The 26,290-nt window shown below is 69.4% G+C and carries 22 protein-coding genes and 3 pseudogenes; 10 read left to right on the top strand and 15 right to left on the bottom strand.

Annotated features, from left to right (window positions below; all coding sequences use genetic code 11):
* Positions 1 to 18 precede the first annotated feature (18 nt).
* Together IEY96_RS17330 and IEY96_RS17325 are read right to left on the bottom strand one after the other, a co-directional pair.
* Complete coding sequence (locus IEY96_RS17330) at positions 19 to 1,308, bottom strand: MFS transporter (protein ID WP_229791637.1); 1,290 nt, start codon at positions 1,306 to 1,308, stop codon at positions 19 to 21.
* Between the two features lie 7 nt (positions 1,309 to 1,315).
* On the bottom strand, positions 1,316 to 2,599 hold the full coding sequence (locus IEY96_RS17325; protein ID WP_229791636.1) for an aminotransferase class V-fold PLP-dependent enzyme: 1,284 nt from the start codon (positions 2,597 to 2,599) through the stop codon (positions 1,316 to 1,318).
* Between IEY96_RS17325 and IEY96_RS17320 the strand changes: the two genes are divergently transcribed.
* The 3 genes and pseudogenes from IEY96_RS17320 to IEY96_RS17310 all read left to right on the top strand — a co-directional run.
* Positions 2,562 to 3,983 carry an aminotransferase-like domain-containing protein gene (locus tag IEY96_RS17320; RefSeq protein WP_189195843.1) on the top strand — a complete coding sequence of 474 codons (1,422 nt, stop codon included), beginning with the start codon at positions 2,562 to 2,564 and terminating at the stop codon, positions 3,981 to 3,983. The two genes, IEY96_RS17325 and IEY96_RS17320, sit on opposite strands and share 38 nt — an antisense overlap.
* Positions 3,970 to 4,476 carry a VOC family protein gene (locus IEY96_RS17315; protein ID WP_229791635.1) on the top strand — a complete coding sequence of 169 codons (507 nt, stop codon included), beginning with the start codon at positions 3,970 to 3,972 and terminating at the stop codon, positions 4,474 to 4,476. Before IEY96_RS17320 ends, IEY96_RS17315 begins: the two co-directional genes overlap by 14 nt.
* Before the next feature lie 19 nt (positions 4,477 to 4,495).
* Positions 4,496 to 4,684: pseudogene (locus IEY96_RS17310) on the top strand (IS21 family transposase); the annotation flags it as partial.
* 239 nt (positions 4,685 to 4,923) lie between these two features.
* Here the strand turns inward: IEY96_RS17310 and ptsP are convergent.
* From ptsP to IEY96_RS17270, 8 genes are all read right to left on the bottom strand, one after another.
* Positions 4,924 to 6,591 (bottom strand): phosphoenolpyruvate--protein phosphotransferase, encoded by a 1,668-nt coding sequence (ptsP, locus tag IEY96_RS17305; protein WP_189195842.1) that lies wholly within the window; start codon positions 6,589 to 6,591, stop codon positions 4,924 to 4,926.
* Positions 6,584 to 6,865: an HPr family phosphocarrier protein gene (locus tag IEY96_RS17300; RefSeq protein WP_189195841.1), complete on the bottom strand. Its 282-nt coding sequence runs from the start codon at positions 6,863 to 6,865 to the stop codon at positions 6,584 to 6,586. The genes ptsP and IEY96_RS17300 overlap by 8 nt, the downstream gene beginning before the upstream one ends.
* Positions 6,866 to 6,907: 42 nt before the next feature.
* Complete coding sequence (locus tag IEY96_RS17295) at positions 6,908 to 7,948, bottom strand: zinc-dependent dehydrogenase (RefSeq protein WP_189195840.1); 1,041 nt, start codon at positions 7,946 to 7,948, stop codon at positions 6,908 to 6,910.
* Positions 7,948 to 8,415 (bottom strand): PTS mannitol transporter subunit IIA, encoded by a 468-nt coding sequence (locus IEY96_RS17290; RefSeq protein WP_189195839.1) that lies wholly within the window; start codon positions 8,413 to 8,415, stop codon positions 7,948 to 7,950. Before IEY96_RS17290 ends, IEY96_RS17295 begins: the two co-directional genes overlap by 1 nt.
* A complete protein-coding gene (locus IEY96_RS17285) occupies positions 8,408 to 8,716 on the bottom strand; it encodes a PTS lactose transporter subunit IIB (protein ID WP_189195838.1) in 309 nt (102 codons plus the stop codon). Before IEY96_RS17285 ends, IEY96_RS17290 begins: the two co-directional genes overlap by 8 nt.
* Before the next feature lie 5 nt (positions 8,717 to 8,721).
* Positions 8,722 to 9,897: a mannitol-specific PTS transporter subunit IIC gene (mtlA, locus tag IEY96_RS17280; RefSeq protein WP_189195837.1), complete on the bottom strand. Its 1,176-nt coding sequence runs from the start codon at positions 9,895 to 9,897 to the stop codon at positions 8,722 to 8,724.
* A gap of 66 nt (positions 9,898 to 9,963) precedes the next feature.
* Entirely contained in the window at positions 9,964 to 10,908 is a 945-nt protein-coding gene (locus IEY96_RS17275; protein WP_189195836.1) for a 1-phosphofructokinase family hexose kinase, read from the bottom strand.
* Entirely contained in the window at positions 10,905 to 11,666 is a 762-nt protein-coding gene (locus tag IEY96_RS17270; RefSeq protein ID WP_189195835.1) for a DeoR/GlpR family DNA-binding transcription regulator, read from the bottom strand. The genes IEY96_RS17275 and IEY96_RS17270 overlap by 4 nt, the downstream gene beginning before the upstream one ends.
* Positions 11,667 to 12,095: 429 nt before the next feature.
* On the opposite strand from IEY96_RS17270, the gene IEY96_RS17265 reads away from it, so the two are divergent.
* Together IEY96_RS17265 and IEY96_RS17260 are read left to right on the top strand one after the other, a co-directional pair.
* A complete protein-coding gene (locus IEY96_RS17265) occupies positions 12,096 to 12,530 on the top strand; it encodes a MarR family winged helix-turn-helix transcriptional regulator (protein WP_229791634.1) in 435 nt (144 codons plus the stop codon).
* A 34-nt stretch (positions 12,531 to 12,564) separates the two neighbouring features.
* Positions 12,565 to 14,253, top strand: coding sequence for an MFS transporter (locus IEY96_RS17260; RefSeq protein ID WP_189195833.1), 1,689 nt, complete (start codon positions 12,565 to 12,567; stop codon positions 14,251 to 14,253).
* Between the two features lie 323 nt (positions 14,254 to 14,576).
* Here IEY96_RS17260 and IEY96_RS17255 read toward each other — a convergent pair whose 3' ends face one another.
* Positions 14,577 to 15,302 (bottom strand): TetR/AcrR family transcriptional regulator C-terminal domain-containing protein, encoded by a 726-nt coding sequence (locus IEY96_RS17255; protein ID WP_189195832.1) that lies wholly within the window; start codon positions 15,300 to 15,302, stop codon positions 14,577 to 14,579.
* Between the two features lie 119 nt (positions 15,303 to 15,421).
* Between IEY96_RS17255 and IEY96_RS17250 the strand changes: the two genes are divergently transcribed.
* The 4 genes from IEY96_RS17250 to IEY96_RS17235 all read left to right on the top strand — a co-directional run bounded on the left by IEY96_RS17250 (position 15,422) and on the right by IEY96_RS17235 (position 19,520).
* Entirely contained in the window at positions 15,422 to 16,015 is a 594-nt protein-coding gene (locus tag IEY96_RS17250) for an NADPH-dependent FMN reductase (RefSeq protein WP_189195831.1), read from the top strand.
* A 5-nt stretch (positions 16,016 to 16,020) separates the two neighbouring features.
* On the top strand, positions 16,021 to 17,619 hold the full coding sequence (locus tag IEY96_RS17245) for an MDR family MFS transporter (RefSeq protein ID WP_189195830.1): 1,599 nt from the start codon (positions 16,021 to 16,023) through the stop codon (positions 17,617 to 17,619).
* 9 nt (positions 17,620 to 17,628) lie between these two features.
* Entirely contained in the window at positions 17,629 to 17,943 is a 315-nt protein-coding gene (locus IEY96_RS17240) for a YciI family protein (protein WP_189195829.1), read from the top strand.
* A gap of 608 nt (positions 17,944 to 18,551) precedes the next feature.
* Positions 18,552 to 19,520, top strand: coding sequence for an alpha/beta fold hydrolase (locus IEY96_RS17235; protein ID WP_189195828.1), 969 nt, complete (start codon positions 18,552 to 18,554; stop codon positions 19,518 to 19,520).
* An 825-nt stretch (positions 19,521 to 20,345) separates the two neighbouring features.
* On the opposite strand, the gene IEY96_RS17230 is transcribed toward IEY96_RS17235, so the two are convergent.
* Positions 20,346 to 20,825 carry a Rieske (2Fe-2S) protein gene (locus IEY96_RS17230; RefSeq protein WP_189195827.1) on the bottom strand — a complete coding sequence of 160 codons (480 nt, stop codon included), beginning with the start codon at positions 20,823 to 20,825 and terminating at the stop codon, positions 20,346 to 20,348.
* Positions 20,826 to 21,019: 194 nt separating this feature from the next.
* Here IEY96_RS17230 and IEY96_RS17225 point away from each other — a divergent pair.
* Positions 21,020 to 21,841 (top strand): annotated as a pseudogene (locus tag IEY96_RS17225) (IS5 family transposase).
* 313 nt (positions 21,842 to 22,154) lie between these two features.
* Here IEY96_RS17225 and IEY96_RS17220 read toward each other — a convergent pair.
* From IEY96_RS17220 to IEY96_RS33480, 3 genes and pseudogenes are all read right to left on the bottom strand, one after another.
* Positions 22,155 to 24,041: a glycoside hydrolase family 15 protein gene (locus tag IEY96_RS17220; protein ID WP_189195826.1), complete on the bottom strand. Its 1,887-nt coding sequence runs from the start codon at positions 24,039 to 24,041 to the stop codon at positions 22,155 to 22,157.
* Positions 24,042 to 24,661: 620 nt separating this feature from the next.
* Entirely contained in the window at positions 24,662 to 25,432 is a 771-nt protein-coding gene (locus IEY96_RS17215; RefSeq protein WP_189195825.1) for a hypothetical protein, read from the bottom strand.
* Positions 25,433 to 25,531: 99 nt separating this feature from the next.
* Positions 25,532 to 25,633: pseudogene (locus IEY96_RS33480) on the bottom strand (HD domain-containing protein); the annotation flags it as partial.
* Positions 25,634 to 26,290 lie beyond the last annotated feature (657 nt).

The following is a 26,290-nucleotide window of genomic DNA, read 5'->3' as shown; positions in this document are numbered from 1 at the left end:
CAGGCGTCCTTGTCTGTGCTATTTCGCCGTTGCCGCCGTAGGGAAGGCGCGCAGCCGGCTCACGGGTGATGCGACGAGCACGATCACCACGGCGGCCGAGGCGGTGGCCGCGACGGCCAGCGCTGCTTTGGCGCCGATGGCGCCGGTGAGTAGACCTGCGGTGAGTCCGCCGAGCGCTCCGCCGCCGAAGAGCAGGGTGCGGAAGACGGCGGTCATCCGGCCCATCATCGATTGTGGGGTGACCGCCTGGCGGAGGCTGACGATGATGACGCCGGCCACGCCGAGTCCGAGGTACGTGATGAAGAACGACAGGGCGCACAGCCCGACAACCAGCGGTCGCGGACCGGCTGCCACGACGATCAGCGTCGGGCCGAGCAGCAGGGCTGACTGGGCGACGAGGTAGACCCGCCCGATGGGGAACCGTTGGATCACCTTGCGCGAGATGACCGCGCCGAGCAGCCCACCGACCGACGCCGTTGCGAAGACGCCACCAAGGATGGTCGAGCTCAGCTGCAGATCACGGGTGCCGTAGAGGAGGAACATCGTCCACACGGTGATCATCGAGAAGTTGCAGCAGAAGCCGATTCCCGCAAGCCAGCGCAGGATGCGGCTGTCGATCACCCATCGTAGGCCGTCGCGCAACTCGGTCCTCAGGTGGCGGCGTTCGGCGGCCGGCGGTTGGGGTTCTCGGGTCCGTATCAGCAGAAGCAACACCAGCGAGACCAGATACGAGAAAGCGTTCACGACAATGGCCACCGGCGCGGTCACCGCGCTGATCAGGGCCCCGGCGAGACCCGGCCCGGCGATGTCGGCGGCCGAGGAGCTGATGCCCATCTTGGCGCTGGCCTCGACGTAGTGCCTGGGGTCACGAACGAGTGTGGGCACATACGACATCCAGCTCACGTCGAACAGCACCGAGGCGACACCGACAGCGCACGCGATGATCATCAGCGGAGTTATGCTCAGCGCGCCTGTCCAGTACAGCGCGGGCACCAGGGCCAGCAGCAGCATCCGGGCCAGGTTGGCGGCGAGCATGATCGGTCTGCGCCGGGCGCGGTCGACCCATACCCCGAACAGCACGGCGAGCCCGAGGTACGGGACGAGCTGCAGGAAGCGCAGGAGGCCGACCTGTTCGTCGGTGGCGCCGAAGGCGTTGATCGCGGTCAGTGGTATGGCGAGGGTGGTGACCTGCGTGCCGAGCAGGGAGATGCTCTCGCCGAGCCAGAACTTGAGGAAGTCCCGGTTGCGCCACAGGCTTGCCGGTGGGCCGACCGTCGATGCCTGGTCTGTCATGTCCAGGGTCTGCACGACCTTGCTACCCTTCGTTGGTGCGTCGGCTGGCGGCGAGGTGGGCGACGGCGTCGGCGACGGCATCGACCTCGTCCTCGGTGTTGTAGTAGTGCGGCGAGAGCCGCAGCGCCCAGGCGACGTCCTTGTCGGCGAAGTCGTACTGGGCGAAGTGCTGGTAACTGAGTGCCGAGTTGATCCGGTGGGTATCCAGGGCCTGCTTGAACGGCACCGGTTCCCAGCCGGCGACGTCGAAGGTGACCAGCGCGGCGGGGTTCGGACCGCGGTCGAGCACGCGTACGCCGGGAATCTGCGTGAGCTGGTCGCGTAGCCGGGCGGCCAGGGCGGGAGTGCGCCGGGAGATCGGCTCGATGCCCACGCGTAGCGTGTAGCGGGTGGCGGCGGCGCTGCCAATGACGGCTGCGTAGGGGAATTCCCAGTCCTCGAACCGCGCCGCGGTGTCGACCGGGCGATAGGTGTCGGGACCGGTCCAGCGCGCGCCGTACATGTCGATGAACAACGGCTCGAAGCCGTCGCGCAGGATCCGGTCGGCGACGTAGAGGAAGCCGGTGCCGCGTGGTCCGCGCAGGAACTTGCGGCAGGTGGCGGTCAGGAAGTCGCAGCCGATCTCGTCGACGTCGATCGGGTACTGGCCGACCGACTGGCAGGCATCGACCAGATACACCAGGTCCAGGTCCCGGCAGTGACGGCCGATCTCCGCGATGGGCTGGACCAGCCCGGAGTTGGTGGGGATGTGGGTTACCGCGACCAATCGCGGACGCCGTGTTCGCATGAGCTGCGCCATCGCGTCGACGTCAACGCCGCTGCCGTCATGGTGGTCGGGTGCGTGCACGATCTCGATGCCGAACCGCTTGCGTAGCGACAGAAAGGCGATCTGGTTGGAGATGAAGTCGTTGCGAGTGGTGAGGATGACGTCACCGGGCTGGAACGGGATGGACGACAGCGCCCGGGTGTAGGCATCGGTGGCGCTGGCCGCGAAGGCGATCTCGCCAGGCTGGCTACCGATCAGCTCCGCGGTGGCGGCGTAGAAATCGCTGACCTCGGCGGCGCGGACGTCGGCGGCCTCGTAGCCGCCTATGCGCGCCTCCAGGTCCAGGTGCTCGACCATCGCCTGGTGTACCGGCCGGGCGAGCAGGCCGCAGCCGGCGTTGTTGAAGTGGATTACCGACTCGCAGCCGGGGGTGTCGGCCCGTAGGGCGGTGAGGTCGAGGAGCGTTTCTCCAGAAGCGGCGATAGCGCTATCATGTTGCCTCATGGTTGAGAATAGCACTATTGCCGTTCTGGTCTCCACGCTGCGGGCGGAGATCGCCCGGCTGGCACCCGGTGACCGACTGCCCAGCAATCGTGACCTGGTGCGTAGCCACAGCGTGAGCCCAGTGACGGTGGCGCGGGCAGTTGCGGCGCTGGCCGCCGAAGGCACAGTGGTGACCAGGCCCGGAAGCGGGACCTTCGTGGCGCCCCGCCGGTCGCGCACGCCCCATGGCGCGGTTGATACGTCGTGGCAGACGATCGCGCTCGGCGACCGCATCGTCGACGCCCGCACCGCCACCGACCTGCTCAGCCCGCCACCGACGAGCACGATCACCCTGGCGGGCGGCTACCTACACCGCTCCCTGCAACCGACCAAAGCCCTGGGCGCGGCGCTGAGCCGGGCAGCCCGGCGACCCGACGCCTGGGACCGCGCACCAACCGCCGGACTGGAAACACTGCGTTCGCTGTTCGCCCGGCTTGCCGGCGCCGACGTCGACGCCGACGACGTGCTAATCACCAGCGGCGGACAAGACGCCCTTTCCATGGCGTTTCGATCCATCGCTGCGCCCGGCAGCCCAATCCTGGTCGAGTCGCCCACCTACCAAGGCGCCCTGGCCGCCGCGCGCGCCGCCGGACTACGCCCCATTCCCGTCCCGATCGACGCCCACGGCATCCGTCCCGACCTGCTCGCAGACGCGTTCGCGACGACCGGCGCCCGGCTGCTCTACTGCCAACCGACCTTCCACAACCCAACCGGCGCGGTTCTGCCACCCGAGCGCCGCCGCCAGGTCCTCGACATCGCCCGCGCCGCGGGGGCGTTCATTCTCGAAGACGACTTCGCGCGACTGCTCGGCCATGGCGGACCGATGCCTCGCCCTCTGCTAGCCGACGACAACGACGGCACAGTGGTCTACCTGACCTCCCTGACCAAGCCCGCGTCACCGAGCCTTCGCATCGGCGCACTGATAGCCCGCGGCCCCGTGGCCCACCGGCTGCGCGCGACCAGGCTCGTCGACGACTTCTTCCTCGCCCGACCGCTGCAGGAAGCCGCCGTCGAACTGATCAGCACACCGTCATGGGATCGGCACCTGCGCGGGCTGGCCACCGCGCTGCGCGAACGCTGCGCGGCCCTCGCCGCCGCACTCGCCACGGAGATTCCGGAATGGACGCTCTCCAGCGTCCCCCAGGGCGGCCTGCATCTGTGGGTACGCATACCGGGACCCCTCGAGTCGGCTACCGCGATCGCCGATGCTGCCCACGCGCGAGACGTCGCGGTCAGCGTCGGCAGCGGCTACTTCGCCGCCGAGCCCACAGGGGCGTATCTACGTCTCGGCTTCGCGGCTACGGCCGACCTGGCCCAGCTATCCGAAGGCGTGCACCGACTGAGCGGGGCGACAAGACACTTGCGTAGTGCCGATTCGTAAAGTGCCCGTCGCTCGCCAGCACATCATGCTCCAACCCTGGGCCGGTGCCCTCGCCGGTGGTGAGCTGGATCCGGCGAGCGTGGGCAGGCAGCCGGCCCCTCGAGCCACGACCTGGACGTGGCCGTGGCCCGGGTTCGCCGACCCGTCGGCTGCGATCGCGGCTGAGCCGCCTGCCTGCCGAGGCATCGGTTCTTGGTTCGACAAGGCTGCCCTCAGTCACTCATCCAAAGATGTCCGTTTCTTGCTAGTTGCCGCCGAGGGCAAGGTTGTCAAGAACCGGGTGCACGTGTGCCTGCAGCCCGCGGACCGGGACCGCGACAGGGAGGTCGAGCGCGTCCTCGCGCTGGGCGCGACCATGCTGGCCGATCACCGCACGCCCGACGGCGACGGCTGGGCCGTGCTGTGCGACCCGGCTGGAAACGAATTCTGCATGACCCGCTCATCTTCAGAGCGGCATATCCTGAGATGCTTCGTCCCGCCCGGTCGGCCATGATCGTCGTGCTCTCGGCGAGGTGCTGATCGTGGAGGACTGGGCGAAGATCCGGCGGCTGCGGCGGTCGGAGGGTATGGCGATCCAGGCCATCGCACTGCGGTTGAGGATGTCTCGCACCGTGAAGAAGGCCCTGGCCAGTGATGAGCCGCCGCGGTATCGGCGGGCGGCGAAGGGTTCGATCGTGGATGCGGTGGAGGCGCAGATCCGGGCGGCAGCTCGACGAATGCAGCGACGTTGCTCACCGACTCTTCGGTATCCGTTTCGGCGCTGAGAAGGAAGCGCGCCACAAACGTCGGTTCCTCGACGGGAACACGCTCTCGATCACCCGTCGATGATCGATTCCCGGCCTCCGAGACCGCGGTCGGGCGTTGCAGGTTGCCGGCCAAGACAGCCGTCGGAGATCGTGCCACACAGGAGATCTCCGACGGCTTCCGGCGAGCTGCCGGATCAGTCCGGCACCGGCCTGGCCTCGCTCCGGACGGTGGCCCGTGCCTGCTCGGCATCCTCGGCGGCCAGGGCGAGCCTGGCCAGTCGGGCGCAGTCGGCAAGGGTGTGCGCGGCCAGCGTCGCCCGCACGGGCGCCAGGGCCCGCGGTGACATCGACAGGCTGGTCACGCCGAGGCCGGCGAGCACCACCGCGAGCAGCGGATCGGCGGCCGCCTCACCACAGACGCCGACCGGCTTCCCGGCTGCGCCCCCGGCGGTCGCGCAGGCGGCGATAAGTTGCAGCAGCGCTGGCTGCCACGGATCGAGCAGCTCAGCCAGGTCGCCGCACTGCCGGTCGGCGGCGAAGACGTACTGGCTCAGGTCATTGGTGCCGATGCTGAGGAAGTCGACCTGGTCGAGCAGTTGCCGGGCGCGCAGCGCCGCCGCCGGCACCTCCACCATGACGCCGACGTTGCTGAGGCCAGCGGCGCGCGCGATCGTGGCGAACTCGTGGGCCTCGGCGGCGGTGGCCACCATCGGCGCCATCACCCGGACGTCGGCGCCGGTCCGCTGGGCGGCCAGGTCGATCGCTTCGAGCTGGGTCCGGAGCACCTCGGGTCGGCGTCGGGCGACCCGCAGGCCGCGGACGCCGAGGGCCGGGTTGGGCTCGCCGGCCTGGTCGAGGAAGGGCAGCGGCTTGTCGGCGCCGGCATCCAGCGTCCGGATCACCACCGGGCGGCCCGACATCGCCGCGAAGACCTCGGCGTACGCCCGTGCCTGCTCGTCCAGACCGGGTGCCGTGCTGCGGTCGAGGAAGAGCAGCTCGGTACGGAAGAGCCCGACGCCCTCGGCCCCGGCGGCCCCGTCGCCGCGCAGCTGGGCCGCGGAGCCGATGTTCACCAGCAGCTTCACCTCGTGCCCGTCGGAGGTTCGGCCGGGTCCCTGGCTCCGGGTGTCTCGATCGCGCCGGGCGGCAGCGGCGGCGCGAGTGGCCGTCACGAGCGCCTCGTCGGCATCGGTGAGCACCTCGCCGGAGCTGCCGTCCACCCGGACCACCGTTCCCTCGGGCACGCTCAGCGCGCCGGCGCAGGAGACCACGGCGGGCAGGCCGAGCGCCCTGGCCAGGATGGCGGTGTGGCTGGTCGGGCCGCCCGCCTCGGTGACCAGTGCGAGCACCTGTTCGGGGTCGAGGTCCGCGGTGTCGGCCGGAGCGAGATCGCGCGCGGCCAGCACGTACGGATGACCCGGGGCAGGGATGCCAGGCATCGGCCGCCCGAGGCTTGCCGCGACCGCGCGGTCCCGGATGTCGTCCAGGTCGGTGACCCGCTCGGCGAGGTAGCCGCCGGCCGCCTGGAACGCCCGGCGGTGTTCGGCGAAGGCGTCGGCGATCGCGTGCGCGGCGTCCCGACCGCCCCGGATCGCGTCGGCGATCGTCTCGTTGAGCAGCGGATCCTCGGCCATCATCGCCTGGGCCTGCAGGATCTCGGCCGCTTCCGGCCGCCGCGCCGCATCGGCGCGGCGGCGCAGCTCGGCGGCGACGGCGGCCAAGGCAGCACTGGCTCGCGCCAGCTCCGCCTGGACATCGGTGACTGCGGCCGGCTCCGGCAGCCGGGGCGCCGGAGCCACCCGCAGCAGCGGCCCGGCGACCAGGCCGGCGCTGACCCCGATGCCGGTCAGCCGCTCAGACATCGGCCGGCTCCTCGTCGAGGTTGCAACGCAGCAGGTCGGCGAGCGCGTCCAGGGCGGCCTCCGCCCCGTCGCCCTCGGCGGCGAGGATCACCTCCGTGCCGTGGGTGGCGCCGAGTGACAGGACCGAGAGCATGCTGCGGGCGGGAACCGGCCGGCCGCCGGGTCGCCGGACGCTGACCGCGACGGGCTGGGCGGCGGCGGCCGCGACGAAGATGGCGGCGGGGCGGGCGTGCAGCCCGCTGGTCGACCCGACGGAGACGGTACGTTCGGGCATGACGACTCCTAGGGGTGATGGATCCGGGTGGATCCGAGCCGGTCAGGGCTCGATGGTGACTTTGATGCCGGCGCCGCGGGAGACGATGTCGAATGCCTCAAGGGCGTTCTCCAGCGGCAGCCGGTCCGTGATCAGATCCGCGACCGGCACCGCACCGCTGGCGATCAGCTGCAGCGCCGCCTTGTTGTGCGCCGGGCTGGACCCGTTGGCGCCAACGATGGTGAGCTCGCGGTAGTGCACCAGGTTGGCGTCGAGGGCGATGACCGGCTTGTCCTTGGGCAGTCCGCCGAAGAAGCTGATCCGGCCCTGGCGGCCGACCATCTGCAGCGCCTGCTCCTGCGCCGCCCCGGAGGCCGCCGCGGTGATGACGACATCCGCTCCGGCGCCGTCGGTCAGCTTGAGCACCGCGTCGACCGGGTCGGTCTCCGCGGCGCAGACAGTGGCGTCGGGCGCGACGAGCGCCGCGGCCATGTCCAGCCGGTCCCGGTTGAGGTCGACCAGGGTGACCCGGGCGGCGCCGCGGGCCCGGGCGAGCCGTACGTGCAGGCACCCGATCGGGCCGGAGCCGATGACGACGACGTCGTCACCCTCGCCGACCCGGGCCAGTTCCTGGCCGTTGAGGACGCAGGCCAGCGGCTCGGTCACCGACGCCTCGGCGAAGCTGACCCCGTCCGGGATCCGGTTCAGGCCGTCGACGGCGAGCACCTTGGCCGGGACGACCATGTACTGGGCGAAGCCGCCGTCGTAGTGGTAGCCGATCGACTCCTGGTTGGGGCAGACGGTCATCCGGCCGCGGCGGCACTGGTCGCACCGCCCGCACGGGATTGCGGCGATGACCTGGACTCGGTCACCGGGTTGCCAGCCGGTCACCTCGGCGCCGACCTCGGTGACCTCGCCCGCGACCTCGTGGCCCATCACCCGCGGCGGGTCGATGTGGTGATGGCCGAATCGCGAGATCTTCACGTCCGTGCCGCAGGTGGAGCAGTTGCGTACCCGGATCTTGACCTCTCCCGGTCCCGGGGTCGGTTCGGGTGCGTCCTCGATCCGCACGTCACCCGGAGCATGGAAGCGAACAACCTTCATCAGTCTGTCTCCTCGTCGACCGGCGTGAGCAGCCGGAGAATCTCGTCGGCCTCGGTGGCCTCGCGCAACGCCCGGGCCCGCTCCGGATCCAGCAGGACCTCGGCCAGCTGGGCCAGGAGCGCGAGGTGACCGTCGCCGCGGGCGGCGATCGCCACGCAGAGCACGACCTGCTCGCCGCCCCAGTCCACACCGGCGGGGAAGCGGAGCACCGCGAGCGCGTCACGGCGTACGGCGTCCTTGCCGGCGAGCGTGCCGTGCGGGATCGCCACCCCCTCCCCCATGTACGTCGAGACCGACCGCTCCCGCGCCAGCATCGCCTCGACGTAGGACGGGTCGACGGCCCCGATCTCGACCAGCACCGCACCGCTGCGCCGGATCGCGTCCTCCCGGTTGGCGGTGGTCTCGTCGAGCCGGATCGACCGGCGGTCGAGCAGCGCGGCGAGGTTCCCGCTTGCCACCTCAGCCATCGACCGCGCCGCCGTTCTTGACCGCGGCGACCACCTTGGCCACCGCCGGATCGCCGATGAACACCTGGAACGGCACGATGACCTTCTCGGGCGCGTTCGCCCGGGCACGTGCGGCCAGCCCGGTGTGCACGACGACCACATCGGCGTCGGCGGGGATGTGATCGACCGGGGTGTGCTCCACGGTCACCGAGTGCTTGCTGAGCTGTTTGCGCAGCTGGCTGGCGAGCATCACGCTGCTGCCCATCCCGGCGTCGCAGGCCACGACGATCTTCTGGATGTCGCTTCCCTGAATCGTGCTCATGTCGTTCACGCCTCCGAAACTGCGGTGGAGTTGGCGGTTGCGGCCGTCCCGGCGGTCTGGCGCGGCGCGGCCGCCACCTCGCCGCCCGACGGGATCCTGGTCTCGGCACCCGGCTCATCCGCCTGGGCGTCGCCGTTGAGTCGACCGAAGCCGAGCAACGCCGCCGCCACGAAGAAGGTGACCGCCGCCGCGATGAGGATGCCGAGGACGACTCCGAACCAGCTGCCACGAGGCGTGACGGCGGCGTAGGCGAAGACGCTTCCCGGCGACGGGGTGGCGACCAGGCCGGCACCGGTGATCATGAACGTGCCGACTCCAGCGGCCCCGCCGGCGATCATCGCGAGGATGAGCCGCGGCTTCATCAGCACGTACGGGAAGTAGATCTCGTGGATGCCGCCGAGGAAGTGGATGATGATCGCGGCCGGCACGCTGGGGCGCAGAGCGCGGGGCCCGAAGAACAGGAAGGCCAGGAGCAGCCCCAGGCCCGGGCCGGGGTTGGACTCGATCATGAAGAGGATGGACTTGCCCGACTCGGTCGCCTGCGCGACACCCAGCGGGCCGAGAACGCCATGGTTGATGGCGTTGTTGAGGAAGAGCACCTTCGCCGGCTCGACCAGGACCGAGGCGACCGGCAGCAGGTGGTGGCCGACGAGCCAGTCGACACCGTGACCGGCGAGGTTGGTGATGGCACGGACGACGGGGCCGATCACCCAGACCCCGACCAGCGCCATGCCACCGCCGATGATTCCGGCCGAGAAGTTGTTGACCAGCATCTCGAAGCCGGCCTTGATGCGGTGCTCGAAGGCGTTGTCGAAGAGCTTGACCAGGTACGCGGCGAGTGGGCCGACCATCATGGCGCCGAGGAACATCGGCACCTCGCTGCCGACCACGATGCCCATCGTGGCGACGGCACCGACGACGGCGCCGCGCTGGCCGTGCACCAGCCGGCCACCGGTGTAGCCGATCAGCACCGGAAGCAGGACGGTGATCATCGGGCCGACGAGCTGGGCGAGGTGGGCGTTGGGGATCCAGCCGGTGGGGATGAAGAGCGCGGTGATCAGGCCCCAGGCGATGAACGCGCCGATGTTGGGCATGACCATGCCGGCGAGATAGCCGCCGACCCGCTGAATCCCTGCCTTGATGCCGGTTCCCGTGACGGCGGGGGTGTAATCCGTGGCCATGGGAGGCCTCCTGTTCGACTGCCGGCTGAATTGCCGGTGGTGGGGTGGGGGTTGTAGTTGGGTCAGTCAGTCCCGGGTGAGCAGTTGCCGGACCAGGTCCGGCCGGTGGTGGATGTGGACGTGGTCGCGGCGCAGGTCGCCTGGCCCGGGCATGCGGCTGCCCGGCAGGCTGACCGCCGCCGCGGCCCACGTGAGGCCTTCGGCGAGCGCCTCTGCCTTGGCGGCCCCGCCGGCCAGGAAGCCGGCGAGCAGGGCATCCCCGGCCCCGACGTTGCTGCGGGGCGCGGCGACGGGTGCGGTTCCGGTGACGACGCCGTCCTCGTCGACCAGCACGGCGCCGTCGGCGCCGAGGCTGGCCAGCACCGCCTGGGCACCCAGGGCGCGCAGCTGCTGGGCGGAGGCGACGACGTCTTCGGTCGAGTTGACGGCCCGCCCGGTGGCCTGGGCGAGTTCCTCCCGGTTGGGCTTGATCAGCGACGCTCCCGCGGCTGCCGCGGCGACCAGCGCCGGGCCGCTGGTGTCGACTGCGAGCTGGACGCCTGCTTCGATCAGTCGGGAGCAGAGCTCGCTGAACTCCTCGACCGGCAGGGACGGCGGGATGCTGCCGCAGACCACCGCCCAGTCGGCCGAGCCGGCGGCGGAGAGCACCACCTCGACGACCGCCTTCAGCTCGGCGCCGGAGAGCGCCGGGCCGGGCTCGTTGATCTTCGTGATCGTGCCGTCTGGCTCGGCCAACGTGATGTTGGATCTGGTACGGCCGGCAATGGGGACGGCGATCATGGGTACGCCCTCCGCCGCCAGCAGTCGCACCAACTGCTCCCCCTCGGGGCCGCCGCACGGGATGACCGCCCGCGACGGCACGCCGTTGGCGAGCAGGGCCCGGGAGACGTTGACCCCCTTGCCGCCCGGGTCGAGGTGTGCGGGTGCGGCGCGCAGCACCTCGCCCCGCACGAGGGACTCGATGGCGACGGCCCGGTCCAGGCTCGGGTTGAGAGTGACGGTGAGGATCACGCCCGGATCACCTCCGGACCGGCGTGCTGCAGCTCGCCTGCGGCGGCGGCACTCAGCCCGGTGTCGGTGATGATGAGGTCGACGTCCGCGAGCCGGCCGAAGCGCGCGAGGTAGTCGTCGCCGAACTTGGTGTGGTCGGCGAGCAGAACCGTACGCCGGGCCGAGGCGATCATCGCCCGCTTGACGGCGGCCTCGGCCGGATCCGGCGTGGTGAGCCCGCGCTCGACCGAGCAGCCGTTGGTCGCCATGAAGGCCACGTCGACGTAGATCTGGGAGAGCGCCTGCATGGCCCAGTCGTCGACCGTCGCCATGGTTCGACTCCGGACCCGGCCGCCGAGCATGATCACGTTGAGGTTCGGTCGGGCGGCCAGCAGGGTGGCCAGTGGCGGGGCGTTGACGATCACGGTCAGCTCGCGCTCCGTGTTCAGCACCTGGGCCAGCCGCCCGGTGGTCGAGCCGGCGTCGATGATGATCGCCCCCTCCTCCGGGACCTCGGCGAGCGCGGCCTTGGCGATGCGCTCCTTCTCCGCGGTCAGCACCGCGTCCCGGGCGGCGAGCGCGGGCTCGAAACCGAGGCGTTCGACCGGGATCGCGCCGCCGTGTACGCGGCGCAGCACCCCCGCACGCTCCAACGCGGTCAGGTCCCGCCGGATGGTCTCGCTGGTCACCGCCAGTTCCTCGGCCAGCACCATGACGTCGACCCGCCCCTGGGCCCGGGCTCTGCGGAGGATCTCCTGCTGCCGTTCCTCGGCATACATCGCTTGGTTTCACCGCCGTTTCGATGTGACTTCCTCTGTGTTTACGCCCGATCGTGTTGGATCGTCAAGGGGTCTCTCCTGCCAGCTGCGCAAGCTTGACCGAAGCGGTACCTGGAATGAGGAACAGATCGATATATCTCGGGCACATCTGGCGAGCTGCGGGCGAGATGTGGGGTGATACCGGTGCCGCGTTGGGCTCTGGAGGCGCTGGCCGGGCGTCAGGATCCGCATCACTTGCCGCGCCGGTACGTGGCGTTCGTGGAGTAAGCGACTGTCCGTACGGCTGCTACCACTTCCTGCGCAAACGCACCTCACCTGGACTGAGCCGGTCGCCCTTGGGAAAGACCCAGCCGTACGACCGAGAAGTGAGTTCCAGGTCACTTGCAGGTCGGCCCCTTATGCCTAAAGGAGGTTATGCATAATGGGGTTATGCAACCGAATGCCTCCGGCATTGAGTTGGTAGTGGTGCTCGAGCACCTCGTGACGCTCATCCGCCAGGTCTCCACCGCCGGCGGCCTCAGCACGGCAGCCTCGTCCGCCCTGAGCCGCCTAGGACGGGACGGACCCCACAGGCTGACGGAGCTGGCTCATGCCCAGGGCGTCTCCCAGCCGGGGATGACGCAGCTGGTTACCCGCATGGAACGCGAGGGCCTGGTGCGCCGCACCGCGAACAGCGACGACCGCCGCGCCGTGCTGGTGGAGGCGACCGACGCTGGCCTCGACCTCCTCAGGCGCCGCCGTGCGGAGCGCGCCGACGCCCTGCAGCACCTGCTCGACTGCCTCGATCCGCAGGACCAGGCCGCTATCGCCGCCGCACTGCCCGCGCTCGCCCGGCTCGTCGAGGCCGCCCGGGCGTCCGACTGAATACGCGCATCCACAGACCTTCAGGAGAACCTGCATGACCGCATCACATGGGGCGGCCCCGAGCCCGTTCAAGCAGCCACGTGCCGTCTGGGCCGTGGCGTTCGCCTGTGTCGTCTCGTTCATGGGCATCGGGCTCGTCGATCCCATCCTGCCCGCACTGGCCGGCAGCTTGCACGCCACGCCGAGCCAGGTGTCGCTGCTGTTCACCAGCTATCTGGTCGTGACCGCGGTCGCGATGCTGGTAGTCGGCTGGGTATCCAGCCGAATCGGCGCCAAGCGCACACTGATCGTCGGCCTGATCCTCATCGTCGTGTTCGCCGCGCTCGCCGGCACGTCGAACTCGATCAGCGGCATTGTCGGTTTCCGCGCCGGCTGGGGCCTGGGCAACGCCCTGTTCATCGCGACCAGCCTCGCCGTCATCGTGGCCTCGGCCAGCGGCGGCTTCGCCGGGGCGATCATCCTGTACGAGACCGCGCTGGGTCTCGGCATCGCGGTCGGGCCCCTGCTCGGCGGCGAGCTCGGCAGCATCAGCTGGCGCGGGCCGTTCTTCGGAGTCGCGGCGCTGATGTTCATCGCCCTCGTCGCGACCGTCGCGTTCGTCCCTGCACTGCCGAAGCCAGAGCACAAGACATCGTTGGCCGCGCCGCTCAAGGCGTTGCGGCACCGCGGCCTGCTGACCATGGGCATCATGGCGCTGCTCTACAACTGGGGCTTCTTCACCATGCTCGGCTACGCGCCGTACCCCATGGAACTCAACGCCCACCAGCTCGGCCTGGTTTTCACCGGCTGGGGCCTGCTGGTCGCCGCCTTCAGCGTGTTCTTCGCCCCGCGGCTGCAGGCACGGTTCGGCACCGCGCCTGTGCTCTACGTCAACCTGCTCGGCCTTGGCATCGTCATGGCCATCATCGCGATCGGCGTGAAGACCCCGGCGGCGGTCATCGGCGCTGTCATCGTCAGTGGCGCGTTCATCGGTATCAACAACACACTGACCACCCAGGCGGTCATGCTCGTCTCGCCGGTGGAGCGGTCGGTCGCCTCCTCGGCGTACGGCTTCGTCCGGTTCATCGGCGGCGGCCTCGCCCCATTCGCCGCGGGCAAGCTCGCCGACGCCACCAACCTCAGCGTCCCCTTCTACCTCGGCGGCGTCGCCTTCATCCTGGCCATCGTCGTTCTCGCCTCCGGCCACAAGCTGGTCGCCGCGGCCGAGAAGGGCATGGTCGAGGGGGAGACGGTGCGCCCGAGCCTGCAGCGCGTCGGGGCCACACCGCCGGCTGGGTACCAACCTGTCATCGTGGCGGTCGGCGCCACCGAGGACGCCGCCAAGATCGTCGACGCGGCCGCCGCAATCGCTCGCAACGCCGGCCGCCCGTTGGAGGTTGTCCACGTCCGCGAGACCGCCGTAGTCGAGGAACTGGCCATCGACGCCGAGGACGCCGAGCAGGCACACTCCGCGGTCCTTGGCCACCTCGACCGGCTGGCCGCGCAGGGCATCGTCGCCACCGGTCAGGTACTCGCCAGCGTCGGCGACCACGCGGCTGCAGGTCGGGTCCTCGCTCAGCACGCCGACGACATCGACGCACGCGTCATCGCGGTCGGCCGGTCCCCGCGCGGGCCGGTGGCCCAGTTCGCCGACGGCAGCTTCACCACGGCGGTGACCCACGCCGCAGCCCGCCCGGTCGTCCTGGTTGAACCTGGCAAAGCGCCGTACCGGTTGACAGCTTGACAGCGGCGTCGCTGCACAAGCTGCCCGTACCGTACCCGGTGACGCCATCGGTGGTGCTCGTAGGCGGTGGCGCTTATCCTGCTGACCGCCCGCCGCCGGACCTTTCATCCCGGAGCTGCCCGGTGCCGCTGCACGTCGAGCGTTTCGTCGATGAGTCGGCTCAAAGGGAAGGACAGTTCGGCTTCGAGGGCCGTTGCCGCGGCGGTGATGGCCCCTCATTCGGCTTCTATTGTCGGTCAGCGCCTGGCCGAACTCGGCCTTGGCGCGAGGCGCGTAGCCGTGATCGCCCTCCGTGTCCGATGGCGTGCATCCCCGAGATCTTCTTAGATGTCCAGGCCGGCGACGATGCCGTCCAGGACGTAGTCGAGGCCGGTCTCGAACTGCCAGCGCGCGTCGTCCTTGCGGGTGGCTGTACTCAGGTAGTGCTGGAAGGTGGGGTAGCGCCCGGTCTGCATGTGCCAGATCATCTGCGGTGCTAGCTCGCTGCGCAGCTTACCGCCGTCGGACCAGCCCTGCTGGCGCATGAGGTTCTGCACGGCGATCTCGTAGGTCATGGCACCGTGCACGTAGGCGTCCACGGCACGGAACACGCTCATCATCGCGTCGGCGTCCAGGCCCAGGCCTTCCAGGGCCGACAGAGCCTTCTCGGCGATGGCCATGCGGTTGGGGGTAAGCGAGAGCATCGCCGTCGGGGGCAACTGAGCCAGCCACACGTGTCGCAGCAGCAGCTTGCGGGTCTGAAGCGCCAGGGCGCGCATCGTCTCGCGCCAGCCGAGGTTCCCGGGCAGGCGCAGGTCGTCGTAGACATGGTTGACCATAAGTTCCAGGAGGTCATCCTTGCCCGACACATAGCGGTAAGGCGCCATGGGCGCGACGCCGAGCTCGGTGGCCAGGCGGCGCATGGTGACGGCGTCCAGGCCCTCCGCGTCGGCGATCTTTACCGCGGCGGTGGCGACGCGCTGCGGCGAGAGGGTCTGGCGGGGAGCGGGGGCCGGACGTTCCAGGCGCGCCCACAGCGGTTCGCCCGGATTGTCTTTCTCGGTGGCCATGGATACGGGCTCCCTTCGCTTGATCGGGATACAGCGTATCTCGAGTAGACAACGTACACGGCCTCTGTGTACGTTGTATCTCACCAATACGTTGTACACAGCGGAGGAGTTGTCCCCTCATGAACGACAACCAGCTCAAGATCGCCGTCATCCTCGGCAGCACCCGGGACGGCCGCTTCGGCCCGGCCGTGGGCACCTGGATCCTCGACCAGGTCGCCCAGCGCGGCGATATGGAAGCCGACCTCATCGACCTGGTCGAGACGCCGCTGCCCACCGTCTTTCCGGTCCTCGGCCAGCCGCCGGCGTCCCACGAGGCCAGGGACCTGTTGGCCGCGGTGTCGCCGCGCATGGCGGCGGCCGACGCCTTCGTCATCGTCACGCCGGAGTACAACCACAGCTTCCCCGCCATGTTGAAGAACGCCGTCGACTGGCACACCACCGAGTGGCACGCCAAGCCGGTCGGCTTCGTCTCCTACGGGGCCTTCTCCGCCGGGTTGCGGGCGGTCGAGCAGCTGCGCCTGGTGCTGGCCGAGCTGCACGCGGTCACCATCCGCGACAGCGTCGGCTTCCAGCGCGTCTGGGAGCAGTTCGACGGCGACGGCAAGGCAGTCGATCCGGCCGCCGAGGCCGCCGCCAAAGTGATGCTGGATCGGCTCGCCTGGTGGGCGCACGCGCTGCGCGACGCCAAGGCCCTCCGGCCGTACGCGGCGTGACGCGCATGACTCGATCTCTCTACGTCGGCGTGTTCGGCCTGCTGCTCGGCATGTTCCTGGCCATGCTGGACGGCCTGATCGTGGGTACCGCGCTGCCCACGATCGCAGGCGACCTCAGCAGCCTGGACCACCTGGCCTGGGTGGTGACCGCCTACATGCTCGCCGGCGCGGCCACCACCCCGATCTGGGGCAAGCTCGGCGACCTACTCGGCCGCAAGGCAACCTTCATCACCGCGATCACGCTCTTCCTGCTCGGCTCGGGACTGGCCGGCCTGTCGCAGGACATCAGCCAGCTCATCGCCTTCCGCGCTGTGCAAGGTATCGGCGCGGGCGGGCTCATGGTCGGCGCGCTCGCCATCATCGGCGTGCTCGTGCCGCCCCGCGAAAGCGGCCGACTGCAGTCGATGATCGGCATCATCATGCCGATCGCCTACGTCGGCGGGCCTCTCGTGGGCGGCCTGCTCACCGACTACCTGAGCTGGCGCTGGACCTTCTACGTCAACCTGCCCATCGGCGCCCTGGCGCTCCTGATCATCGCCACCCGGATCCGTCTCCCGCCCACCGAACGCGTCAAGCCCCGCATCGACTACGGCGGGGCGGCCCTGCTCACCGTCGCCATCGTGGCCCTGACCCTGCTGGCCAGCTGGGGCGGCACCACCTACCCCTGGTCCTCACCGCAGATCCTCGCACTGGCCACAGTCGCCGTACTCGCCCTGGCCGGATTCACCGCCGTCGAACGCCGAACCGCCGAACCGGTCATCCCGCCCAGGCTATTCTCCGACCGCAACTTCACCCTCGCCCAGATCCTCAGCTTCCTGGTCGGCGCCGCCATGGTCAGCGTGACCAACTACCTGCCGCAGTACATGCAGTTCGTCCAAGGCGCCTCGCCAGCGGCCGCCGGCATGCTGCTGCTGCCGCTGATGTTCGGCATGCTCGGCGCGCAACTGGCCACCGGCCAGCTCATCAGCCGCAACGGTCGCTACCGCCTCTATCCGATCCTCGGCGGCGCGCTGATGATCGCCGGGGCTCTCGCCCTGCTGCTGCTCGACGCGGACACCGCCGCGGCGGCGGCCTCGGCACTCACCCTCGTCATCGCGGTAGGAATGGGCCTGGTGATGCAGAGCACCACGCTGATCACCATGAACAGCGCCGACCCGCGCGACATGGGTGCCGCCAGCGGAACACTCACCCTGCTGCGCACCATCGGCGGATCGCTGGGCATCGCCCTGCTAGGGACCCTCTACGCGTCCCGGATGCAGGCGGACCTGACCGCGCGCCTCGGCCATGACACAACCAGCCAACTGGAGCGAGGCGGCGAACTCACACCCGAGCGGCTGCCGAACCTACGGGGTCCGATGGCCGACGCCGTACGCGAAGCCGTCAGCAGCGGCCTACACGGCATCCTCCTCGGCGCCGCCGCCCTCGCGGTGATCGCGTTCGCAGCCTCCTGGCTCATCCGCGAGACCCCGCTACGCACCAGCATCCCATCACAGACCGGCGCCGCCACCGACAGCCACGCCGCCGACCGCCAGGTGGACGCCTTACGAGCATCACACCGCCGGACCGCACCAGCTCACAACGAAAGTGTGGGACCACGGCGGTAGGACGAGGCCATGTATCTCGTTCACCTGTCGCACGCCGGCCTGCACTGGGATCTTGCGAGGCCGATGGAAGAACAGACCGGCTGGCTCGCGCACGCGTCGTACATGGACCTGCTGGTCGACGAAGGGATCGTCGTTTTGGGCGGTCCGCTCGACGACGTGCGCGTGGTGCTGGCCATGGAGGCGGAGTCCGAGCAAGCCGTCCGGGCGGTACTCGGCCGGGACCCGTGGAGCGGCACCCACCTGCGGATCGACAGGATCTCCCCGTGGACGATCCGCCTGGACGGCCGCCATACCAGGGCTGGCCGGTCGAACACCCACTTGTAGCCGTGAACCGGCATGGCCCGTCAACGCCGACCGGGTGGGCGAGGCCGAGCAAGGTAAGGCCCGCCCGCACACAGCCGCACGCATGACCGCTCATGCCGCGATCCGCGCGCTACGCGGCGTCACGAAGTGTTGACTCGGCGGGTATACGCACATGCCGAATTGAGTGCGCGGCACATGGTTGGTGATCATGGCCGCAGTACTGTGCGCCCGTCAGCGACTATGAGTGGGTGACCGGACGATTGGAGAGGTTGCTTCCTTGGGCTTGGCGCTCGCGGCGATCTCGACGTGGGGCGTGCTGGCGGCGCACGATGCGACCGATCCCGCGCCATGGTCACGAGATGCGCGGGTGGCAACGATCGTGCTGGCTACATCGGCGGCCAACACGTCGGTTCCACATGATGAGTTGCACTCCGCCGGGTATTCGGTGGGGTTGACGTGACGGAGCAGTGGTCCTTTTGCGTCGCAGACCCGCCGGCTGTCAGCCGAACAGAGGAAGGTCAATGGCAATCACGTCCATGGCCGTCGGCGTTGTGGCAGCGTCACCCAAGAGAGGGCGTGACGGAGGCGGCACGCCAGTGCCGTGATCTGCGGTGAGAGGGGATCCCCACATGGGCGCATCGTCCACCGGCCTGTTCGCCGCGGAGGGCCCCGGCTCCGTGTCGCAGGCTCCGAACCTGCCGGACCGGTTCACGGACACGTTCACCAGCCGGTACGTCGGCGCCGGGGCAGTGCGCCTGCACGCGGTCATCGGAGGCGACGGGCCGCCGCTGCTGCTGATACACGGCTGGCCCCAGACCTGGTACGCATGGCGGCTGATGATGCCGGCGCTGGCCGAGAACTTCGAGGTGATCGCGGTCGATCAGCGTGGTATGGGGCTGTCCGACAAGCCCCGGGACGGCTACGACACCGCAACCCTCGCAAACGACCTTGTGGCGTTGATGGACGCGCTCGGCCACCAGCGGTTCGCCATGGTCGGCTGCGACACCGGACTGCTCATCGGCTACGCCCTGGCCGCTGATCACCCCGATCGGGTCGACCGCCTGGCCCTCGGGGAAGCCCCTCTTCCGGGCGTGTCTCCCACGCCGCCACTGTTCCTTCCCGCGCCACTCAACGAACGCCTGTGGCACATCCCGTTCAACGCACTTCCGGAGGTCAACGAGAAGCTCGTCAGCGGGCGGGAGGACATCTTCTTAGGCGCGAAGTTTTCGGCCGCGGCCGGAAAGAAGATGCTGCCCACCGACGCCGTCAAGTACTACGTCGACCTCCTCGCGGCCGACCCGGAGGCGCTGCGCGGCTGCTTTGAGCTCTACCGCGCTTTCCCGGTGACCCAGGCGCAGAACGAGCAGCGCAAGACCCGGCGGCTGACGATGCCCGTCCTGGCGATCGGCGGAGCCGAAAGCTTCGGCGAACAGGTCGGCAAGTGGATGGACCTCGTCGCGGACGACGTGCAAACCGTGGTCCTGCCCGACTGCGCACACTGGGTCGCCGAGCAGGCTCCGGACGCGATGCTCGCCGCCCTGATCGGGTTCCTGGCCCCGTACCGGGACGGGTGGATCGCGGCCCGCAATCCACGCTGAGCCTGTCGGGTGCGGTCCGGGAAGCGCGTCGCTTGCTCGGCGGAGGTCGCCGGCCGATGCACAAGTTACCTCGCCGGGCGGGCGGGTCGGCTCTTATGGCTCTCCTGCCCACAAACGACCAGATCTGCCGCAGACAACGCGCGGGTCGGCGCCAATCGCCGCCCGGTAAGCACCAGCGCCGACTACGTTCGGTAACCGGGAGTAGCGACGGTCAGCCCGTGGCGGGGCCAGTTATGGCCGTCCCGGTGGAGTCCATCTCGTCCGTCATAGCCGGTCGGGATCTCCACTGGCACCAGGGCCCCAACCTGAGCCGGGCCTTGCAGCGCCACGCCACCCTCATGATCAGGGAATAGCGCAGGAATCGAATAGGTGTACTCCACCGGTGGTCGCCGCGGACTGCGACACGCGCCGCCGCAGCTGATCCCCGAGGTCGCCAATCTGCTCAACGAGGACTCCGCCCCGGCCCTGCCGGAGCCGACAGGAACCGGCACGGGGCCCCTACCCGGAAAAGCGACTCACGCCACAACCCGGCCGCCGGCCGCCCCTCAGCTAGTCCGCTGGACGGACCAGCCGCACCGGTCCGGGAGGGTCAATCACCACAAAGGCCCAGGTAACAGCCCCGGCTGGTGGCGACAACGGCAAATCCTGGACTCCGGGGTGGCCGCCTGACAGCCTTGACCGCGCAGTCAGCCACTTCCAAGCCAACGTGGACACCGCCGCGAAAGGGTGCAACGGTCGCCCCCGACTCGGGGTATTGCGCGCACACCCCGTCACGGCGGGCCACTACAGTGCCAGGACGTCCGGGGCCGAGATGTGTAGCGCGGGTCAGGCCAGTGAGATCTGGTCGCCGGTGAGCTTGATCTCCCTAGGCGGGAGCGGCCGCGTGGCCGGGGGCGTCTTGACCGAGCCGTCGACGAGGGAGAACTTGCTGCCGTGGCAGAGGCAGTCGATCGTGCCGCCCTCGACGCGCGAAACCGTGCAGCTCTGGTGGGTGCAGATCGAACTGAAGCCCTTGAATTCCCCCGGATTCGGCTGCGCGACCACGACGCCTTCCTTGGCGAAGATCTTGCCGCCACCAACCGGGATGTCGGTGGTCTTGGCCAAAGGCTGGCCGGCCGCCGGACCGCCGCCGCTGGTGCTCGTGGGGGTGGGGCTAACGGCGGTGGTGGGGGCGCCGGCCCCGTCGCCGGAGTCGTCGCCGCCGCAGGCGGCCAGAACCGCCGCCGCGCCGACCGCGCCCGCACCGGTGAGCAGGGCCCGACGGCTCTGCGTACCCGGCCTGGTGAGCGCCTGATCGTCGCTCATACGTCGCCCCTCTCTGCCGCCGTGCCCGTCATGATTCCCGGTCACCTTCCTGCGCACAGAGACCACTCTGTCAGACGGTTCACCCGGTTCGCGGGGATTCTGGCCGGCCCGATGGGCCGGCTGGCCCAGGGCTAGGCAGTCTCTTCAAAGGATCTTGATGGCGGATGATGTAGCGCGGGGGTCGTCGCTACGAGTTGTCTGATGTCGAGTGGGATGGCCTGTCGAGGTACCTGCCATCGGCCGTGACGGGTGGTCGGCCGCGGGTCGATGATCGGCGGGTGCTCAACGGGATCGTGTGGAGGATCCGGGCGGGGCGGCGTGGCGGGACGTGCCTGCCCGCTACGGTTCCTGGCAGTCGATCTACACCCGTTTCCGCAGGTGGGCCCTGGACGGCACGTTCACCCGCATGCTCGCCGGGGCGCAGACCGACGCGGAGGCCGCCGGCGATATCGACTGGCTGGCGTCGGTGGACTCCACGATCGTGCGGGCACGCCAGCACGCGGCCGGCGCTAAAGGGGGCGCCGAGAAACGGACGAACCACAAGATCACGCCCTCGGTCGATCTCGAGGTGGACTGACCACGAAGATCCACCTGGCGTGCGACGGCGCCAGCCGGGTCCTGGCGTTCGTCCTGTCCGGCGGCAACGTCAACGACTGCACCCGCTTCCCCCATGTCATGGCCGCGTTCCGTGTGGGGCGGTCAGGGCCTGGCCGGCCCCGCGTCCGCCCGGACCACGTCATCGCCGGCAAGGGCTGCGGCTGCAGAGCGATCCGGGCCGAGCTACGCCGTCGCGGCATCGGGCACACCATCCCCGAAGGCGCCGACCAGCAGGTCGGCCGCCGCAGCCCCGGCGGCCGACCACCGGTCTTCGACAAGCAGCTCTACAAACGGCGCAACGTCGTGGAGCGCTGCTTCAATCGGCTCAAGCAGTGCCGAAGCGTCGCCACCCGCTACGACAAGACCGCCACGTCGTACCAGGCCACCTCACCATCGCCGCGCTACCGCAATGGCTGTAAGGCTTTGAAGACACCGCCTAGCCCTGCTCCTGAGGCGTCCTAGCCGCAACCCCGCGACCGCTGCCAACTCGCCGATGCTACCGGCGTCCGCTCCCCCACGCCGCGCCGGTTCTGACCGCGCGGCCCGGCCGGCTGCCGGCCCATCACCGAACCTCGACGCACTGTCGTTCTGCGGCGGCCCTCCGTGTTTCCCGCCTTTCCGCGCCAGCCGCCGGGTGTCAGGCGTGACGGCCGCAGAGCGACACCGTCACCGGCCGGCGCGCGCCCAGGGGCCTCGACCGGGTGGTCAAGCCGCAGCACCACAGGTAGATCCTCACTTCGACAGTGGACCGGGTTCGCCGAGGGTTTCCAGGGGCGCGCGACACGGTCCCGGTGCAGCGTCCATGATGTGATCGAGAGTGATCGCGGCGTTGATCAGCGCGAGATGACTGAAGGCTTGGGGAAAATTGCCGAGCTGCTCGCCGGTCGGAGCGATCTCCTCCCCGAAGAGACCGAGGTGGGTGCCGTAGGTGAGCATCTTCTCGAAGGCGATCATCGCGTCATAGACGCGTCCCGAGCGGGCCAGTGCCTCGACATACCAGAAGGTGCACATGCTGAAGGTGCCTTCGTTGCCCGCCAGGCCGTCGGGCGACGCGGTGGGGTTGTACCGGTAGACGAGGCTGTCGGAGACGAGCTCGTCGTCGATCGCGCGCAGCGTGGACTGCCACATCGGATCGTCGGGCGAGATGAACCCGAGGTTCGGCATCGTGAGCAGCGCCGCGTCCAGGACGTCGCTGTCGTAGTGCTGCACGAACGCGCGTCGCGCGGGGTGATATCCCCGACTCATGATCTGGCGGTAGATCCGGGTTCGTGCGGTGGTCCAGAGGTCGATCTCGGCGGGTGCCCCGTGCCGCTGGGCAAGGCGGATGGCCCGATCGACAGCCACCCACGACATGAGGCGGCCGAAGGTAAAGTCCTTGCGGCCACCGCGGGTCTCCCAGATCCCTTCGTCGGGTCTGTCCCAGTGCTCGCAGAGCCAGTCGATGAGCTTCACCGTGTTGAGCCACGCGTGGTAGGAGCTGCGCAGGCCATAGGCGTCCGCGAAATGGATGGCGCCCAGTGCTTCTCCATAGATGTCGAGCTGGAGCTGGTCGGCGGCGGCGTTGCCGATCCGCACGGGGCGGGATCCTCGGTAGCCCTCGAGGTGGTCGAGCGCATGCTCATCGAGGTCGGTCGAGCCGTCGACGCGGTACAGGTGGTGCAGCGGGGTTTCCCGTCCGGCCGCCTCGCAGATCCGATCGTTTAGCCATTGAAGGTATCGGCGCGCTTCCTCGGTGAGGCCGAGACCGAGCAGCGAGGTGACCGACCAGGAGGCGTCGCGGATCCAGGCATACCGGTAGTCCCAGTTCCGCGCCCCGCCGATCTGCTCCGGCAGGCCGGCGGTGGGGGCGGCGATCAGGGCACCGGTCGGCGCGTACGTCAAAAGCTTCAGCGTCAAGGCTGAGCGCTCCACCGCTTCCCGCCAGCGTCCGCGATAGCAGGAGCCGCCGAGCCAGTTCCGCCAGAAGTCCCGGGTCTGCTCGTACATCGAGTGTATTTCCGGAGGCTGGATGAGTCGGGGCGGCCCGGTCGACCCGGTTTCGACGAGGGCTCCGCTGATAGCACCCTCGCGCAGGGTGACGAAGGCGCGTACCCCGTCGCCGTCGCGTTCGATTTCGACTTCCTGCGGGGGCTGGTCGTGGTGGCGGACCCGATGGAGCGTGATGCTGAGCGTCGGGCTCCGGAAGACGGCACCGTCGGTGTACATCTGCAACTCGTGCGGGTCGCGCCCGTAGTTGAATCGCGGCTGGCAATCGATCCGGAACCGCATGGTGCCGCGGACCACATGGAACAGCCGGAAGATACGATGACAATCGGTGGCGACGTCGCCGACAACCGGCATGAAGTCGATCAGCTCACCCACCCCTTCGGGCGTCAGAAAACGGGTGATCAGAATCGGCGTCTTTGGCAGGTACAACTGCTTGGTTCTGACGTTGCCGACTCCATGGGGCGCGATACGGAAAAACCCACCCTTATTGATGTCCAGCAGTCCGGCGAAAATGCTGGGCGAGTCGAACCGCGGCGCGCAGAACCAATTGAGGGTGCCGTCATCCGCAATCAGCGCCGCCGTCTGCAGGTCGCCGATCAAGCCGTGTGACTCAACGAACGGATAGGACCTCACTTACCGAACCTCATCCCCCAGGACTCCGGCAACTCCCCCACTGTAAGTGCTGGCAGCAGCTCAGCAGGCGCGTATCCGTCAGCGCGAGCGAACCAGGACGGGACGTCCTCGCGTTTTGGCTTCCCACTGCGACGGGTCACCCAGGTGCCAGCCTCCGGAATCCGACGCTCGGCAGCTTGACGACGTCAGCGGGACGATTGGGACTGGCTAGCCGTACGGATCTGGCGCTGGCTGGTCAACCCGCAGCGCCTGCTCCCGGGTGGCTCACGGCTCGTCGAGATTGCCGGCGACGACCTCGCGGACTTCAGCGACCACGTCGCCGACGTGTTGGGCGGGTGGGCAGCCGCAGCCGAGGAACGGGGTGGCCGACACGCCGCCTGTGCACCGCGGCACACGGTGGGCTGGCGTGCCGCCATTGGTGGGGCACACCGACCTGGCCCAGCGTCACCGATGGCCGCGGGAGCACCCGCTCGCCGTGGTGGGAACCGCCGGCGCGCAGGGCCGAGGCGAAGGCGAGGTAGTCGTCGGCGGTCGAGACGAGCCCGCCGGCCACCTCCTTCGAACGCCGGCGGCCGGCTCCACTGCCCGTAACGGTGCTGGTAACTGGGTTCTCCTCGCCGTCATGCGGCCCCCAGCTCCGTGGTGAAGGTCGCGATCGCGAGGAGCGCTGAATAGCTGGCCAGCCCGACAGTGAACCAGGCGAAGCTCGAGTGCCGCTCGGGTGCCAGTTCGTCGACGAAGACGTTGAGCAGGATCCCGCCACCGAGAAACGCCGTGAGCAGATTCATCACCACGCTGGTGGGCTGGGCGACGACCGCGGTCAACCAGCCGGCGCCGGCGCCGGCGACGAGAACGAGGCGCCACCGCGTGGTGAGGCTGACCGGGAAGTGCTCGGCCAGCACGCCGTCGGTGGCCAGCACGTGCAGCCCCATGGCGACGGCGAACAGCGCCGCCGGTGCGAGGCCGGCGTCCAGCTTCGTGGCCAAGGTGTACGTGATCAGGCCGCTGTAGAGCGCGAAGAAGCCGAGTTGACACGCGAAGACCAGCCGGGTGGGCTCCTGCTCGTGCCCTTTCGTCCGATGGGTGGCGCGTTCCAGGGCGTAGAACGTGAAGAAGCCGATCAGCGCGACGAGGAACAGGATGAATCCGCGCACCCGGCCGGCGCGGACCTCTTCCTCCAGGACGTGGGCGACCGCCTCGTTGCCCTCGGCGAGGCGCGGCAGGAGGTAGAGGAAGACGTACGCTGCGGCGATGCCGCCGCCGAGTGAGGTCGCCGCCTGGGTGGGCACCGGCAGCGTCCGCCGGATGTATGGCGCCAGCAGGTGAAGGGCTCCCAGGACCAGCGTCACCGCGAGGGTCGCCCACAGACTGCCCGCTTGGCTCAGCGCCACCGCAGCGTATGGGGTTGGTTGTCTGCCTGGTACGGCCGCTGCCCGAGCATGGTTGCGATCCTACGAGCGGCACCCGGGCTGTCGGGTCGGAATGGGCAGCTACGTCGCCGGTTGGGGCGGGTTGAGCCAGGCCAGTGGCTGTCCGGACAGCGCGGCGTCGGCGAGTCGTTGTGCCGACGGGGTCTTCAGCGCGGCGAGCGATTTTCGATCCAGCGCTTCGTTGCCGGCTGCGCCGTAGCGGCGGCGCAGGTGCTTGATCTGGTTCGGGGCGATCACGAAGACCGTGAGCCCCGCCCTGAGGAGGGCCTCGACGACGGGCCCGTCGGGGCGTTCGATACCGACCTCGAGCACCATGGCCTGCTGCAGGCATCGCAGCAGCTTCTGCCAACGCGAATCGCGGCGAGTGGGAGTTGCCGGGCGGCAAGCTCGACCCCGGTGAGGAGCCGGAGGGCGCCTAGCACGGGAGATCGCCGAGGAGATCGGCTGGGAAGTAACGATCGGCCCGATCCTCAACACCTGGCTGTACCACATCCGCGATGGGGCGGACGTCTTCGTCGTGACATACGGCTGCCACACTGACGCCGGGAGCGCTCCTGTCCTCAGCGATGAGCACCTTGAGGTCGGCCTGTTCACGAAGGCTGAGGCTGCAGCGCTACGGCTGCCCGACGGGTACAAGAAATCCGTCGCGGCCTGGTAGCCCAACTCGTCGACCACCTGGTCCATCAGCTCGCGTGCCTCGCTGTACTCGCCCCGCGAGAGCCCAGCGAGTTCCCGCAACGACGGGCTATCCAGCCCCCTCGGCAAGCGCTTGCGTACCGGGCTGGCACTCCACGATTGCTCGCTTCCAAGCCGTGTTAG

The organism is Micromonospora fulviviridis (genome assembly GCF_014648395.1).
Lineage (GTDB): Bacteria > Actinomycetota > Actinomycetes > Mycobacteriales > Micromonosporaceae > Micromonospora > Micromonospora fulviviridis.
This window is presented reverse-complemented; position numbering and strand designations above follow the sequence as displayed.